Source organism: Nocardioides jishulii (genome assembly GCF_006007965.1).
Lineage (GTDB): Bacteria > Actinomycetota > Actinomycetes > Propionibacteriales > Nocardioidaceae > Nocardioides > Nocardioides jishulii.
In genome coordinates, this window is sequence record NZ_CP040748.1 from 18,454 (window position 1) to 33,146 (window position 14,693).

At 69.9% G+C, this 14,693-nt stretch carries 14 protein-coding genes; 7 read left to right on the top strand and 7 right to left on the bottom strand.

Annotation, left to right across the window (positions count from 1 at the left end; translation table 11 throughout):
* Positions 1-306: 306 nt before the first annotated feature.
* Positions 307-1,601 (bottom strand): IS3 family transposase gene (locus tag FCL41_RS00080; RefSeq protein WP_420846561.1). Its coding sequence is split into 2 segments (ribosomal slippage): positions 307-1,322 and positions 1,322-1,601, totalling 1,296 coding nucleotides; the frame shifts between segments, so codons are not numbered across the junction.
* Between the two features lie 280 nt (positions 1,602-1,881).
* Between FCL41_RS00080 and FCL41_RS00085 the strand changes: the two genes are divergently transcribed.
* The 4 genes from FCL41_RS00085 to FCL41_RS00100 all read left to right on the top strand — a co-directional run bounded on the left by FCL41_RS00085 (position 1,882) and on the right by FCL41_RS00100 (position 4,538).
* Positions 1,882-2,433 (top strand): hypothetical protein, encoded by a 552-nt coding sequence (locus tag FCL41_RS00085; RefSeq protein ID WP_137064549.1) that lies wholly within the window; start codon positions 1,882-1,884, stop codon positions 2,431-2,433.
* 66 nt (positions 2,434-2,499) lie between these two features.
* Complete coding sequence (locus tag FCL41_RS00090; protein ID WP_170970150.1) at positions 2,500-3,282, top strand: SURF1 family protein; 783 nt, start codon at positions 2,500-2,502, stop codon at positions 3,280-3,282.
* A gap of 9 nt (positions 3,283-3,291) precedes the next feature.
* On the top strand, positions 3,292-3,714 hold the full coding sequence (locus tag FCL41_RS00095; RefSeq protein ID WP_137064547.1) for a DUF3817 domain-containing protein: 423 nt from the start codon (positions 3,292-3,294) through the stop codon (positions 3,712-3,714).
* Entirely contained in the window at positions 3,711-4,538 is an 828-nt protein-coding gene (locus tag FCL41_RS00100; RefSeq protein WP_137064546.1) for a patatin-like phospholipase family protein, read from the top strand. The genes FCL41_RS00095 and FCL41_RS00100 overlap by 4 nt, the downstream gene beginning before the upstream one ends.
* A gap of 80 nt (positions 4,539-4,618) precedes the next feature.
* On the opposite strand, the gene FCL41_RS00105 is transcribed toward FCL41_RS00100, so the two are convergent.
* Positions 4,619-5,203 carry a hypothetical protein gene (locus FCL41_RS00105; protein ID WP_137064545.1) on the bottom strand — a complete coding sequence of 195 codons (585 nt, stop codon included), beginning with the start codon at positions 5,201-5,203 and terminating at the stop codon, positions 4,619-4,621.
* A 139-nt stretch (positions 5,204-5,342) separates the two neighbouring features.
* Here FCL41_RS00105 and FCL41_RS00110 point away from each other — a divergent pair, with 139 nt between their 5' ends.
* Positions 5,343-5,855, top strand: a complete 513-nt coding sequence (locus FCL41_RS00110; RefSeq protein ID WP_137064544.1) for a peptidylprolyl isomerase — start codon at positions 5,343-5,345, stop codon at positions 5,853-5,855.
* A gap of 39 nt (positions 5,856-5,894) precedes the next feature.
* Complete coding sequence (locus FCL41_RS00115; RefSeq protein ID WP_239021697.1) at positions 5,895-6,857, top strand: rhomboid family intramembrane serine protease; 963 nt, start codon at positions 5,895-5,897, stop codon at positions 6,855-6,857.
* A 348-nt stretch (positions 6,858-7,205) separates the two neighbouring features.
* Here the strand turns inward: FCL41_RS00115 and FCL41_RS00120 are convergent, their stop codons facing one another.
* On the bottom strand, positions 7,206-7,670 hold the full coding sequence (locus FCL41_RS00120) for a cell division protein CrgA (RefSeq protein ID WP_137064543.1): 465 nt from the start codon (positions 7,668-7,670) through the stop codon (positions 7,206-7,208).
* A gap of 62 nt (positions 7,671-7,732) precedes the next feature.
* Between FCL41_RS00120 and FCL41_RS00125 the strand changes: the two genes are divergently transcribed.
* Positions 7,733-8,488, top strand: a complete 756-nt coding sequence (locus FCL41_RS00125) for a DUF881 domain-containing protein (protein ID WP_137064542.1) — start codon at positions 7,733-7,735, stop codon at positions 8,486-8,488.
* Positions 8,489-8,492: 4 nt separating this feature from the next.
* On the opposite strand, the gene pknB is transcribed toward FCL41_RS00125, so the two are convergent.
* From pknB to FCL41_RS00145, 4 genes are read right to left on the bottom strand one after another with little or no spacing between them, the layout of a single operon-like run.
* Positions 8,493-10,271, bottom strand: coding sequence for a Stk1 family PASTA domain-containing Ser/Thr kinase (gene pknB / locus FCL41_RS00130; RefSeq protein ID WP_137064541.1), 1,779 nt, complete (start codon positions 10,269-10,271; stop codon positions 8,493-8,495).
* A 10-nt stretch (positions 10,272-10,281) separates the two neighbouring features.
* Positions 10,282-11,817 (bottom strand): protein kinase domain-containing protein, encoded by a 1,536-nt coding sequence (locus FCL41_RS00135; RefSeq protein ID WP_137064540.1) that lies wholly within the window; start codon positions 11,815-11,817, stop codon positions 10,282-10,284.
* Positions 11,814-13,280, bottom strand: coding sequence for a peptidoglycan D,D-transpeptidase FtsI family protein (locus FCL41_RS00140; RefSeq protein ID WP_137064539.1), 1,467 nt, complete (start codon positions 13,278-13,280; stop codon positions 11,814-11,816). Before FCL41_RS00140 ends, FCL41_RS00135 begins: the two co-directional genes overlap by 4 nt.
* Positions 13,277-14,692 carry an FtsW/RodA/SpoVE family cell cycle protein gene (locus FCL41_RS00145; protein WP_137064538.1) on the bottom strand — a complete coding sequence of 472 codons (1,416 nt, stop codon included), beginning with the start codon at positions 14,690-14,692 and terminating at the stop codon, positions 13,277-13,279. The genes FCL41_RS00140 and FCL41_RS00145 overlap by 4 nt, the downstream gene beginning before the upstream one ends.
* Position 14,693 lies beyond the last annotated feature (1 nt).

Here is a 14,693-nt window from a genome sequence, read left to right on the forward strand (position 1 = left end):
ACCTGCGCCAGCCGTACTTCCAGAGGGTCGAGCCGGTCGCCTAGCGGTAGAGGGGACGGGCTGCGCTTCAAGTTGCTTCGAGTCGAGCTCGGCTTGGTATACGAGCAGGTGCTGCTGCAGCATCGGGAGGAACGGCGGGGGACGTTGACGGTCCGGACGCCACTCCGGTCTTGGGTGAGCTGATCGGGCGACCGCACTCCGCGCAGGCCCCCGGGATCGACCGGTCGGCCTCCTTGTCCACTTTGCAAGCAGGGGGTTGGGGGTTCGAGTCCCCCATGAATCGCCCCGGGTTTCGTAGAGGCTCGTTCAGTTGGAACCAGCGGTTGCCGGTGCCGGTGTTTCAACGTAGTCACTGACCATCTCAGATGCCCAGTGATTGACCTCGAACTCGGCTGGTGGGACCTGCTTCAACTCGCCGTGCAGACGCCGGTGGTTGAACCAGTCGACGTACTCCGCGACCGCGAGTTCGACGTCGGCGACGGACTTCCAGCCGCCCTTCGGGCGCATCATCGGGTTACGGATGCATTCGGCCTTGAACAGCGAGTTCAACGCCTCAGCCATCGCGTTGTCGTAGGAATCTCCCTTGGAACCCACCGACGCGACGGCCTCGGCTTCGGCCAGTCGCTCGGTGTAGCGAATCGCGCGATATTGGACTCCGCGGTCGCTGTGATGCACCAAACCGGTCACGTCCTGGCCGGCCCGCTGCCGCTCCCACAGACCCATGTCGAGGGCGTCCAGGGCCAGGTCGGTGCGCAAGGACGTGGACACCTGCCAGCCCACGATCTTCCTGCTGAACACATCCAGGACGAACGCCACGTAGGTCCACCCCGCGTGGGTTCGGACGTAGGTCAGGTCTGCCACCCACAACTGGTTCGGTGCCGACGCCACGAACTTTCGCGACACGAGATCCTCGGGGCGCTCGGTCTCTGCGCCGTCACCGATGGTGGTCCTGCGGCCCTTCTCCCGCCGGATCCCGCGCAGACCCTCGGCGCGCATCAGCCGCTCGACGGTGCACCTGGCCACCGTGACGCCGTCGCGGTTCAACGCCGCGTGGATCTTCCGCGCACCGTAGACACCCAGGTTCGCCCGGTGGACCACGTGGATGTCCTCGACCAACGCCGCATCTCGCTGCGATCGCGCGGACGGCTCGCGGGTCTTCGATGCGTAGTAGCCGCTCGGGGCGACCTGCACGCCGGCGCTCTTCAGCACCGCGCAGATCGGCTCGACCCCGACCTCGCGCCCCTCGACGACGTCGTGTCGGTGGGCGTCGATGTAGGCCACTACCTGGTGGTGGGGCGGTCGAGCTCCGCCGCGAAGAAAGCCGAAGCCGTCTTCAAGATGTGGTTCGCCCGTCGTAGCTCGCGGTTCTCCTGCTCGAGCTGGGCGATCCGCTGCGCCTCAGCCGTCGTGGTGCCCGGTCGGACACCGCCGTCGATCTCGGCCTGCCGCACCCAGTTCCGCAGAGCCTCCGGATGCATCCCGAGCTGCTCAGCCACTCGGCTGATCGCGCCCTGCTTCGTCGCCGGGTCTGCCCGCAACTCCACCGCCATCCGGGTGGCACGCTCACGCAACTCGTCGGGGTACTTCCTCGGTGCTGCCATGACTCTCATCCTCCATGGATTGAGAGCCTCCACCAGACCCGGGGCGATTCACCCAGGCTCCACTGAAAGACCTGGGGGTCCACCCCGGGTCTTTCTTCATTTCGGGGCGTCTCTGGATGACGGCTGGCCGGCCCGGTGCCCATCAACGCGGCCCCTTTGGGTCACCAGGTAACCTCAAAGGGCCGCGCAGATGGGTCAGGGGCCCGACGCACGCAGCAACCGGCCGGGGGAACCGCCTGGCGAGCGGCGGCGTCCAACCGGCGACGCCCAGGAGGACTCCATGCCCGTACGACTGTCCGCCGCGCTCGCGGCCCTCGCCCTGATGCCCCTGCTCGTGCTCGTGCTCGCAGGCCTCGCGCCCGCCTCCGCCGACTGCGTCGCGGCGGAGTTCCCGCCCGCCGGTTCGCCGGTCATCTTCTCCGGCACGGCCGTGGAGGAGCGGGGCACCTACACGAAGTTCGAGGTCGAGCGCGTCTGGGAGGGCCCCGACCTCGCCGAGGAGGTCTGGGTGCAGGGCGGTCAGGAGCAGGAGTCGTGGCCGTTCAGCCTCTTGGGCCAGGTGATGAGCAGCTTGGACGCGGAGTTCGACCTGGGCGAGCACTACGTCGTCGGCGCCGCCGACGACTTCTCCACCACCATCTGCTCGGTCACGGACGCTGAGGCGCACGAGGTGCCGGCGGACGCGCGTACGCCTGTCGAGGGCGGCGCGCAGGGCGCCGACGTGCCCCTCAGTCCCTGGATCGCCACGCTGCTCGTGGCGGGTGCAGCCGCAGGCGTCCTCACGGCCGCGGTGGTCCTGGTGCGCCGCCGTCGCGCCATCGCCCCCGGCTGAGCGTGCGCCGCACCCTCAGCCAGCCGCCGGTCGGCTGCCGACCAGGCCCCACCTAGAATCGCCAACGTGCGTGTCCCCGTCCTGCTCCGCCCGGTGGCGCTGGGAGCACACCTCTTCGGCCTCTTCTGCGTCGGTCTGGCGATCATCCTCGGCTTCTGGCAGCTCGGCTCGTGGCAGGACCAGCGCGACGAGGGCGCGACCGACCGGTCCGAGCTCGAGGCCGTCCCGCTCGCCGAGGCGCTGGGACCGGACGACCCCTTCCCGCAGGACGCCGTCTCGCGCCCGGTCACCATGGTCGGCACGTGGCTGCCCGACTCGACGCTGTACGTCGAGGGTCGCGACAGCGGCGACCGCACCGGCTACTGGGTGATGACGCCCCTGGCGGTGGGCGAGGAGGCCGACGCAGCCGAGTCACCGGCCCTCCTGGTCGTCCGCGGCTGGGTCGCCTCCATCGATCCCCGCCCCGCGACGCCCCGTGGTCAGGCTGAGCTCACCGCGTGGCTGCAGCCGCCGGAAGGCACGGCCGGCGTCACCGACTCCGACCGCTCCGACGACGTGATCCCGCAGGTGCGCCTGGGCGACGCGATCCAGCACGTCGACCAGGACCTCTACGGCGGGTTCGCGGTGGTCGACGTGGACGCCGACAACATCAACGCCGGCACCGAGGGACTCGAGCCGGTGGGTGTCGACGAGGTGCCCGAGGTGGCGGCGACCACGGGCTGGCGCAACCTGCTCTACGGCCTGGAGTGGTGGATCTTCGCCGGCTTCGCGGCCTTCATCTGGCTGCGCTGGTGCCGCGACGAGCTCGTGGCTGCCCGCACCCCCGACGCGGTTGCCTCGGACGGGTAACCTCGCGGTGTGAAGAAGGCTCTGACCCGCTACCGCGTGATGGCCTACGTGGTCGGCGTGCTGTTGATCGTGCTCTGCCTCATCGGCGTCCCGTTGTCGAACTTCGACGGCTCCCCCATGTGGGTGGGTGACAAGATCCCCACCCCGAACTGGTTCGACGAGGGCAGCCGCGCCAACAACCTCGGCGAGTTCATCACCAGCATCCTCGGCACCGCCCACGGCTGGCTCTACATGATCTTCCTCGTCTTCGCGTTCTCGCTCGCGCGCAAGGCCAAGTGGTCGATGGGCTACACCCTCGGCATCCTGGCCGCCGGCACGATCCCGATCGTGTCGTTCTGGGCCGAGCACAAGGCGACCCAGCGCATCAAGCGCGACCACCCTGAGGAGTTCGCCGGACGGACCACTGACCAGGTGGGACAGTTGCAGTCGTGAAGACCGCGTTCGTGCTGGGAGGTGGCGGCATCCTCGGTGCCGTCGAGGTTGGCATGCTGCGTGCGCTCCTCGAGCGCGGCATCACCCCCGACCTGGTGATCGGCACGAGCATCGGCGCCCTCAACGGCGCGATCGTCGCTCACGAGCCCAGCCTCGCCGCGGTCGAGCGCATGACCACGCTGTGGCGCGGCACCGAGCTGGCGCGTGAGCTCTACGGCGACTCGCCGCTGCGTACCGTCAAGAGGGCGGTCTCCAGCGGCACCCACCTCGCTGACCCCGGACCGATCCGCCGGATCCTGCACTCGGAGCTGGGCGACGCCGAGTTCTCCGACCTCGCGGTGGAGTTCCAGGTCTGCGCCTCGAGCATCGAGCGGGCCGCGGAGCACTGGTTCATCGACGGTCCCGTGATCGACGCCGTGCTGGCCAGCGCCGCCGTCCCAGGTCTGCTGCCTCCCGCCCGCGTCGGCGACGAACACTTCCTCGACGGCGGCATCGTCAACTCGATCCCGCTGGGTCGTGCGGCTGCGATGGGCGCCACCCGCATCTTCGTGCTCCAGGTCGGGCGCATCGACCGCCCGCTGACCGTGCCGAGCAAGCCGTGGGAGGTGGCCCGTGTCTCCTTCGAGATCGCGCGTCGCCACCGCTTCGTACGCGAGCTGGCCGAGCTCCCGGACCACGTCGAGGCCCACGTGCTCCCGGCGGCCGGGACGTCGGCGCGCGACGACTCGTTGCTCGCCTACCGCGACTTCTCCAGCGTCGAGGACAAGATCGAGGCCACCTACCTGGCCTCCATGCTCCACCTGGAGCGTCTGGGCATCAGCTGACGCCTTCGTACGCACTCGAGGCGGCACCCGCCGGTCTCCCGGTGGGTGCCGCCTCGAGGTGAGTCAGCGTCGAGTGTGAGTCAGTCCCGCGAGGGCTTCTCGCCGGAGGAGTAACCCTCGGTCGGGGGGACGTCGACCACGTCGGCCGGGTTGTCGGGCGTGGTGACCGGGTGCGGAGCCTCGGTCGCGTCGGCCAGGGCCTCGGCCGGGTCGGCACCCGCCGGGTCGTCAGCGACGTGGGCCCCGGAGTTGGAGGCGGGCGGAGGCGTCGGGGTCGCCGGCGTCGAGGCCGGCTGCCACTTCGCGGACTCCTTCTTGGCGCTCAACTTCTTGGCGACGACGCCGAGCACGGCGGCGAGACCCCCGAAGAGCAGCACCTTGCGCAGCTTGCCGCCCTTGGACTTCGGCGGCGCGGGGTTGAGCTCCGCGGCCTTGGCATCGACGAAGTGCTGGGCACTCTCGGTGGCGCTGCTGGCGACGTCGACCGCCTGGGCCAGCCCGGCCACGGTCGCTGCCTTGCCCTGCTCGATGAGGGGTGCGGCCTGCTTGAGGCCCTCCTGCGCCAGCTCGGACGCCTGCGCCAGCACTGCCTCCACCTGGGGCTTTGCCTGCTCGGCCACGTCCTGTGCCTTCTCGATCAACGACTTCTGCTTGCGCAAACCCATCTCGATCCCTTCCTTCGGTTGGTGCGTCCATCTCACCACGCCACGCAAACGACCACCAGTGGCCACGCGCGGGGTGGGCCTTCACCGGTGCGTGGCAGGATCAGGGGGCAAGTTCCCACCACTGATCGAGAGGCGCCTCATGGCTGACCTGCAGGCCACCCTGAAGACCAACAAGGGTGACATCGTCATCAACCTGTTCCCCAACCACGCTCCCGAGACCGTGGACAACTTCGTCGGTCTGGCCGAGGGCACCAAGGAGTACAAGGACGACGCCGGCCGCTCCGGCGTCCCGTACTACGACGGCCTGGGCTTCCACCGCGTCATCGACAACTTCATGATCCAGGGCGGCTGCCCCCTCGGCACCGGCACCGGTGGCCCGGGCTACACCTTCAAGGACGAGCCGCACCCCGAGCTCGTCTTCGACAAGCCCTACCTGCTCGCCATGGCCAACGCCGGCCCGGGCACCAACGGCTCGCAGTTCTTCATCACCGTGGCGCCGGCCCCGTGGCTGAACTTCAAGCACACCATCTTCGGTGAGGTGGCCGACCAGGCCTCGCGCGACGTGGTCGACGCCATCGCCAAGGCTCCGACCGGCCGCAACGACCGTCCGGTCGACGCCGTGGTCATCGAGCACGTCGAGATCACCCGCTGATCCACCCCGGGTGACGACGAGAAGGCATCGAGGAGACCTGTGAACGACCAGTCGGCCCAGCCTCCCGTCGACCCCACCCACTCCGCGTCCGGGGTGCCGCAGTGCTACCGGCACCCCGGACGGGAGACGTACATCCGCTGCCAGCGCTGCGACCGGCCGATCTGCCCCGACTGCATGCGCGACGCCGCCGTGGGCTTCCAGTGCCCCGACTGCGTCAGCGAGGGCGCCAAGGAGACCCGTCAGGGCCTCACGCCCTTCGGCGGCAAGCGGTCGGCCAACCCGCAGGCCACCTCCATCGGCCTGATCGCCATCAACGTGGCGATCTGGGTGGCCGTGGTGGCCACCGGCGGCGCCGGATCCTGGCTGGCCGACCAGCTGATGCTCTCCCCCCTGGGGTCCTGCCTGGCCAACGACCCCGGGACGTGGTTCCCCAACGCCACCACCGCGGAGCTCTGCTCGCAGGTCCCCGGCGCCTCGTGGCACCCAGGACTCGCGGACGGCGCGTTCTGGCAGGTGCTGACGCACGGGTTCGTCCACGTCGGCATCTGGCACATCGCGCTCAACGCGATGGGGCTGTGGATCCTCGGGCCGCCGGTGGAGCGCGTCCTGGGCCGCGCCCGCTTCCTTGCCGTCTACCTGCTCTCCACCCTCGGCGCCGGCGCCACGGTCTTCGCCTTCGCCGACGTCCACTCCTCCACGCTGGGCGCGTCAGGCGGCGTGTTCGGGCTGATGGGCGCGCTGCTCCTGATCTCCTGGCGCGTGGGCGGCGACGTACGCGGCCTGCTCATGCTGCTGGCCCTCAACGCGTTCATCACCGTGACGATCCCGGGCATCTCCTGGCAGGGCCACCTCGGCGGCTTCGTCGCCGGCGCCGTGGCCACGGCCGTCCTGGTGCTCGCCCCCAAGGGCCCGCACCGGGCCAGGTGGCAGTGGGCCGGTCTCGCCCTGATCGGCCTGGTCATCGCGGCCGCCTTCGTCGCCCGCGGACTGGCCCTGGCCTGAGTCGCGTACGCCCGTGGCCCGCGTCCGGCCACACACACGGAACCCGCCCTTCGAGGCGGGTTCTTGTGTTTCGGAGCTCTGGCAGGGCCCTTCCTGTGGAGAGAGACTCTTGGGATGGGCCTGACAGTCGTCAGCCTGTGGAGAACTTGGTCATTCCCGGCGGGAGACCGGGGAAAATCCTCCACAGATGGGGATGAACCTGTGCATAACTACAGGGATGTAATTCGTCCACAGGCTTCTCCCCAGATGTGGATGAGCAACGTCCCGGCGAATGACAGCGAGGGCCGCACCCGATCAACGGGTACGGCCCTCGCGGAGACCTGGTGGAAGAAGCAGGTGGAGGGGTGCTCACTCCCAGCGCGTGGCGAAGGAGAAGCCCGCCGCCATGAAGCCGATGCCCACCAGCAGGTTGTAGTTCTGCAGGTCGTTGAAGACCCACATGTCGTAGATCTTGTCGCCGCTGAAGATGTAGAACGTGCAGATCCACAGCAGGCCGATCAGGAAGCAGCCCAGCATCCCGACCACGACGCCGCGGCCGCGGCCCAACGGGGTGGAGGGGTGGGCGGAGACCATGAGTCCGACGATGATCGCGCCGAAGCCGATCAGGTAGTTCCACTTGCCGAGGTCGGCGATGAACGCCGGACCACCCGGCTTCTCCGCCGGGAAGACGGTGGGGTCGGGGCGCACGCCCGCGTAGTAGTACGCGATCCATGCGATCCCCGCCACGACCAGCAGCACCGCGATCAGCAGTCGGACGGAGACGAGCTTCTCCCGGGGTTCGACCGACTCGTTCTTGGCCTTGGGCTTGGACACCGCCGTGCTCCTAGTGGTGTGTGGTGGGACTCGGGTTGGTGGGCGCAGTTAGCGTAGTCGCCATGACGCACGGATCCCACGCTTCCCCCCCTCGCCGGGCATGGCGCTGGGGTACGCCCGTGGTCTTCCTGCTCAGCGGAACGCTCTTCATGGTCAGTGCGCAGAACAGTGACGGCACCGACCTGCGTCCCACCCGCTACACCGATCTTGCCTCCATCGTCGAGGCCGAGTCCGAGGAGCTGGAGCGCCTCAACGCCCAGGCGGCCGAGCTCGACGCCGAGGTGAAGGCGCTCAGCGCCTCGGTCGGCGACCGCAAGGCGCAGCGTACGAACGCCAGGGTCAAGGTCATGGAGGACCCGACCGGCTTCACGCCTCGCTCGGGCACCGGGGTGACCGTGACGCTCGACGACGCGCCGGAGTCGCTGATCGCCGGAGCGACCAGCAGTGAACGGATCAACGAGATGGTGGTCCACCAGCAGGACATCCAGGCCGTCGTCAACGCGATGTGGCGTGGTGGGGCCGAGGCGGTCACGATCATGGGACAGCGGATCATCTCCACCACGGGCATCAAGTGCAGCGGCAACACCGTGCAGCTGCAGGGTCAGCCCTTCTCGCCGCCCTACGTCATCACCGCCGTGGGCGACCAGCTCGCGATCTACAACGAGGTCCAGACCGACCCGGCGGTCGGACTCTTCCGTCAGGCCGTCGCCGACCCCGAGATCTCGCTGGGGTGGGACGTCGAGTTCCACGACTGGATCACCGCTCCCGCGTACGACGCGCCGGTCAACTTCTCCTACGCCGTGCCGCTGGAGTCCTGAGTCGTCAGTCCCGGTCGTCGCGCAGCTGTCCCGGCGGGGTCGGCGTGGGGGTGGGAGTGGTCGTGGGCGTGTCCGACGGCGACGGCGTCTCCTCGGGGGCCGGCTCCTCGTAGGTCGAGACAACGATCGTGACGGTGTCGCCGCTCGACCCTTCCTTGCCGGCCCGGGGGCTCTGCCGGATGACCGTGCCCTTCGGCTCGGTGGTGTCACTCGTCGTGAGGACGTCCGGCTCGAAGCCAGCGTCGCGCAGGGCCTTCTCGGCGGCCTCCTGCGTCATGCCGACGACGTTGGGGATCTCTTCGGGACCGTCGGAGACGAAGAGCGTCACCACGGTGCCCTCCGGGACCTCCTTGTAGGCCGCCGGGTCGGTGCGGACGACCTGGTTGAGCGGCTCGTCGGACTCGGTCACCTGGATGCGGACCTCGAGGTTGCGGTCCACGAGCACCTGGCGCGCCGCCTTGCGGTCCTGACCCACCAGGAACGGCACCTCGACCATGGGGGCACCGGTGGAGACCACCAGGTTGACCGAGGAGCCGGGGTCGACGTAGATCGCGCTCGGGTCCTGGCTGATCACCTCGTCGGCGGGGGCGTCTTCGTTGGCCTCGTAGTCGACGCGCCCCACCTTGAGCTCGGCGTCACCGATCGCCTCACGGGCCTCCGCCTCGGTCATGCCGATCAGGTTGGGGACCCGCACCTGGTCGTCGGCCGCCTCGAAGATCCGCGGCAGCACGAAGACCGCTGCGCTGATGAGCACGGCCAGGAGGCCGAGGATGAGCAGGACCAGACCACTGCGCTCGCGACGGTTGTCCTTGCCGGCGCCCCGGTCCCCGTTGCGGTCGTCGGTGGGGGCAGCGGGGATGGCCGGGGTGGCGACGGCCGTCTGGGAGGTGGCCGGCGGCTGCGGGGTCGGGGTAGCGAAGACTGCCTGGCCGGCGAGGTAGCGGTCGATGTCCTGGCGCATGGCGGCGGCGGACTGGTAACGGTCCTCCACCCGCTTGGCGAGCGCCTTGAGCACGATGGCGTCGATCTCCGGCGGCAGGTCGGCGTCGATCTCCGACGGAGGCGTGACGGGTTCACGGACGTGCTGGTAGGCCACCGAGACCGGGGACTCACCGACGAAGGGGGGACGGCCGGTGAGCAGCTCGTACAGCAGGCAGCCGGTGGAGTAGACGTCTGATCGTGAGTCCACGGTCTCGCCGCGGGCCTGCTCGGGGGAGAGGTACTGGGCCGTTCCGACCACGGCGGCGGTCTGCGTCATCGTCGAGGACGCGTCGGAGACGGCTCGGGCGATGCCGAAGTCCATCACCTTCACGTCACCCGAGGGGGTCAGCATGACGTTGGCCGGCTTGATGTCGCGGTGGATGATGCCCGCGCGGTGGCTGTAGTCGAGCGCCGCCAGCACACCGCTGGTGATCTCCAAGGCGCGCTCGGGGAGGATCTTGCGTCCCTCACGCAGGACTTCGCGCAGGGTGCGCCCCGCGACGTACTCCATGACGATGTAGGGCTGCGCGACGCCGCCCTGGGCCTCGTCGCTCCACTCCTCGCCGGTGTCGTAGACGGAGACGATCGCGGGGTGGTTCAGCGAGGCCGACGACTGCGCCTCGCGCCGGAAACGGGCCTGGAAGGTGGCGTCGGAGGCCAGGTCGGTCCGTAGGCGCTTGACCGCGACGGTGCGCCCCAAGCGGGTGTCGACACCCTTGCGGACCTCGGCCATGCCGCCTCGACCCAGCAGCTCGCCGAGTTCGTAGCGGCCGCCGACTGTCATCGGCTCGGACTTGCTCATCTCAGGCCTTTCACGACTCGAGCCTGGGGGTCAGGCTCTCGTCGGCGGGGGTCGTCTCGTCGTCGGTGGGAGTCGGGGTCGGCGTCGGCGTGGGGGTCGGCGTCGGCGTCGGGGTCGGGGTCGGCGTGGGCCGAGGGGTGGGGCTGGGCGTCGGGGTGGGTGTCGGAGTGGGGGTGGGCTCCGGCTCGGAGGCCTCCTCGCCCCAGAACGACACGGTGATCCTGTCACCCTTCTCGAGCGTGCCGGACGGGTTCACCTCGAACACCTCACCGGCCCGTTCGCCCCCGGGGTTCGTGCTCTCGTCGCGGGCCACTCGCAGGCCGAGGCGCTCGAGCTCGGCGACGACCTCGCGGACGTCGCGACCCACGTAGTCGGCCGCGTCGACCTCGACGCGATCGGGGTCCTCGGTCTCCTCGGACGTGGGGGACTGCGACGGGGTCTCTGGCGTGGTCGGCGGCTCGGAGTCGTCGTTGGAGCGCCACCACAGGAAGCCACCGATGAGCAGTGCGAGGAGCAGGAGGACCACGATGACGATGACGGCGGTACGTCCCGACTTCTGGTCGTCGTCCCTCGGCGGCGTGGTCACCGGCGCCGCACCGGTGGGCGTCGGCGTCATCGCCGTGACCGGCACCGCCTCGGTCGGCGCCAGCACGGCGGTCGGCTCGGTGGGGGGAGTCGCGGCCACGACGGTCTGGTCGCCCAGCGGTCCGGCGTACGCCGCGGGGTCGCGCAGGGCGGCAGCGAACTCCGAGCCGTCGGCGAAACGGTCCTCGGGCTTCTTCGACAGGGCGCGGCGTACGACCTGGGCCAGGTCGGCCGGGACGTAGTCGGGGAGCTCGGGCACGGGGTCGCGCAGGTGCTTGAGGGCGGTGGCGACCGGGGAGTCCGCCTGGAAGGGGCGTCGCCCGGTCAGGCACTCGAAGGCCACCACACCGAGCGAGTAGACGTCGGAGGCGGCGGTGGCCCGCCCACCCTCGGCCTGCTCGGGGGAGAGGTACTGCGGGGTGCCCATCACCTGGCCGGTCTGGGTCAACGCCACGGCCTCGGCGGCGCGGGCGATGCCGAAGTCGGTGACCTTGACCTGGCGCTGCGGCGTGACCAGCAGGTTGGCGGGCTTCACGTCGCGGTGCACGATCCCGGCGCGGTGCGCCGCGCCCAGCGCGTCGCCGACCTGGGCGAGGAGGTCGCGCACGGCGTCCGGCGCCATCGGCGCGTCGGGCCTGATCAGGTTCGACAAGGGCTGGCCGTCGACCAGCTCCATGACCAGGAAGGGTCGCGGCGGTCCGCCGTCGGGGTTGTTGGCCTCGCCGACGTCGTAGACCGCAGCGATCCCGGGGTGGGAGAGCTGCGCGGCGTGCTGGGCCTCGGACTCGAAGCGGTGGCGGAACATCGCGTCGTCGGCGTACTCGGCCTTCAACAGCTTGACCGCGACCTCGCGGCCCAGGGCAGTGTCGGTGGCGCGCCAGACCTCGCCCATGCCACCAGTGGCGATGCGGGACTCGAGGACGTAACGCCCACCCGGTCCGACACTCGTGGGGCTGCTCATCGGGAGATCACCGCTTCCATCACTGCCTTTGCGATCGGGCCGCCGAGTCGCCCACCGGCGACCTCGCCGCGGGGGATGTCGGCACTCTGGATCATCACGGCGACTGCCACCTCCGGGTCGTCGGCGGGGGCGAACGAGACGAACCACGCGTAGGGCGGGACGTCGTCGATGCCCGACTGGGCGGTGCCGGTCTTGCCGGCCACCTTCACGCCGGGAATGGCGGCGGGGCTCGCGGTGCCGCTGTCGACCGTGCCGACCAGGAGGTCGGTGAGCTCACGGGCCGTACGCGCGGAGATGGCGCGGTGCAGCTCCTCGGGCTCGATGGTGTCGAGCACCTGGAGCTGGGGAGTGCGGTACTCGTCCACGAGGTAGGGCTTCATCACCTTGCCGCCGTGGGCGATGCCGCCGGCGACCATGGCCATCTGCAGCGGGGTCGCGGCGACCTCGAACTGGCCGAGTCCGCTCTGGCCGGTCTGCGCGGCATCCATGTCGCGGGGGAAGACCGAGACCGCCTGGGGCAGGTCGTCCAGGTACTCCTCGTTGAAGCCGAAGCGCTCGGCGCGCTCCTGCATCGCCTCAGCGCCCACCTCGACGGCGAGCGCGGCGAAGGTGGTGTTGCAGGAGTTCTGCATCGCCTGGCGGAAGCTGACCGTCTTGGCGCCGCAGGACCGGCCCTCGTTGTCGATGCGTCCGGACTCGCCGGAGGTCAGCGGCAACTGGTAGGAGGGACCGCCGGGCACCTGCGAGTCGGCGTTGTACTTGCCCGACTCGAGCGCGGCGGCGGCGGTGACCAACTTGAAGGTGGAGCCCGGCGGCAGGCGCATCCCGGCGGCACGGTTGATCAGCGGCTCGGCCGGGTCCTTCTGGAGCCGCTCCTGCTCCTTGATGATCTCCCCGAAACGGTGGCTGGCGAGCTTGTTGGGGTCGTAGGTCGGCAGCGACACCGACGCCAGGATCTTGCCGGTCGAGGGCTCGATGGCGACGACCGCGCCCTTCACGTTGCCGGGGAGGGACGAGAGTCCGTCGTACGCCGCCTGCTGCGCCGCAGCGTTGATCGTGAGCTGCACGTTGCCGCCCTTGGGGGAGCGGTTGCTCAGCATGTCGATGACCCGGTTGACGAAGAGCCGCGAGTCCTGGCCCGAGAGCACGGGATTCTGCGTGCGCTCGAGGGCGGTGGTGCCGAACCAGTTGAAGCGGCCGGTGAGGTGGGCGTACAGCAGGGGGCGCGGGTACTCGCGCTGGAACTTGTACTGGTCGTCGGTGGGCACCGACTTCGCCACGGGCTGGCGGCCCACCAAGATCGCCCCGCGCTCGCGGGAGAAGTTGTCGGCGATGACGCGCTGGTTGTGGCCGTCCTCGGCGAGGGTCTCGGCGCGGAAGACCTGGAGCCAGGTCACGTTGACCAGGAGCAGCAGGAAGAGGCCCAGGCAGAAGATGGAGATCATCCGGATCGGCTTGTTCATCGCAGTCTCACCACCTGGGTGGTCTCGTTCAGGTCCTCGTCGGTGTCGGGGGTCAGCTCCGGTGGTGGCTTGCGGGCGTGGTCGGAGACCCGCGCCACGAGGGCGATGATCACCCAGTTGGCGATCAGCGACGAGCCGCCGTAGGAGACGAACGGGGTGGTGAGACCCGTCAGCGGGATCAGCGCGGTGACGCCGCCAATGACCACGAACGTCTGGAGCGCGATGACCGAGCCGAGGCCGACGGCCAGCAGCTTGCCGAAGCCGTCACGGCAGATCAGGGCGGTGCGCAGCGACCGCTCGACGATCAGGCCGTAGCAGAGGATGACGGCCATGACGGCGGTCAGACCCAGCTCCTCGCCGATCGCCGCCAGGATGAAGTCGGACTCCACGACGGGGATGCGCCACGGCATGCCCTCGCCGAAGCCGCGTCCGATCAGGCCACCCCACGCCATGCCGAAGAGACCCTCGACGAGCTGGCCGGAGCCGGGCTTCGCGTCGATGTAGGCCATCGGGTCCTGCCAGATCCGCACGCGGTTGCGCACGTGGCCGAAGGCGAAGTAGGCCAGCGTCGCGCCGGCGGCGAAGAGCACGGAGCCGACGACGATCCACCCGGGCCTCTCGGTGGCGACGTAGAGCAGCACCAGGAAGAGGCCGAAGAAGAGCAGGGCCGAGCCGAGGTCGCGCTGCACCGCGAGGATGCCCAGGCTGATCAGCCACATCAGCAGGATCGGGCCCAGGTCGCGGCCGCGCGGAAGGTCGATGAAGAGGATGCGCCGTCCGGCCAGCGCCAGCGCGTCGCGGTGACGCACGAGGTAACCGGCGAACGCGATGACCAGCAGGACCTTGGCGATCTCGCCCGGCTGGAAGGTCATGCCGGCGACCTTGATCCAGATCTTGGCGCCGTAGTTGCTGAAGCCCAGGCCGGGCACCATCGGCAGCAGCAGCAGGATCACCGCCGCCAGCGCCGAGGTGTAGGTGAACCGCTGCAGCAGGCGGTGGTCACGCACCACGAAGAGCGTGGCGACGAAGAGGGCGACCCCGAGGGTCATCCAGATCAGCTGCTGCTGGGCCAGGCCGCCGATCTCCTTGCCGCGCGCCAGGTCGATGCGGTAGATCACCGCGAGCCCGAGCCCGTTGAGGGCGGCCACGACCGGCAGGAGCACGGGGTCGGCGTACGGCGCCAGGAAGCGCAGCGCCACGTGGGCGGCGAGCAGCAGGGCGGTCAGCCAGCCGCCGTAGCCCACGATGTTGACGGGGATCTCGCCGTTGACGCCGACGCCGACCGCGGCGTACGCCCCCAGGCCGACGGCGAGGGCGAGGATGAGGAGGAAGAGCTCGGCACCGCGGCGGCTGCGGTGCACGAAGCCCATGAGCGAGCTGGGCGCGGAGCCGGAATGGGTCAGCTGGGCCATC

Coding starts and splice junctions, on each gene's coding strand:
- FCL41_RS00145 (WP_137064538.1), bottom strand. CDS start 14,692: ATGGCCCAGCTGACCCATTCCGGCTCCGCGCCCAGCTCGCTCATGGGC.
- FCL41_RS00110 (WP_137064544.1), top strand. CDS start 5,343: ATGGCTGACCTGCAGGCCACCCTGAAGACCAACAAGGGTGACATCGTC.
- FCL41_RS00085 (WP_137064549.1), top strand. CDS start 1,882: ATGCCCGTACGACTGTCCGCCGCGCTCGCGGCCCTCGCCCTGATGCCC.
- pknB (WP_137064541.1), bottom strand. CDS start 10,271: ATGAGCAAGTCCGAGCCGATGACAGTCGGCGGCCGCTACGAACTCGGC.
- FCL41_RS00135 (WP_137064540.1), bottom strand. CDS start 11,817: ATGAGCAGCCCCACGAGTGTCGGACCGGGTGGGCGTTACGTCCTCGAG.
- FCL41_RS00105 (WP_137064545.1), bottom strand. CDS start 5,203: ATGGGTTTGCGCAAGCAGAAGTCGTTGATCGAGAAGGCACAGGACGTG.
- FCL41_RS00125 (WP_137064542.1), top strand. CDS start 7,733: ATGACGCACGGATCCCACGCTTCCCCCCCTCGCCGGGCATGGCGCTGG.
- FCL41_RS00140 (WP_137064539.1), bottom strand. CDS start 13,280: ATGAACAAGCCGATCCGGATGATCTCCATCTTCTGCCTGGGCCTCTTC.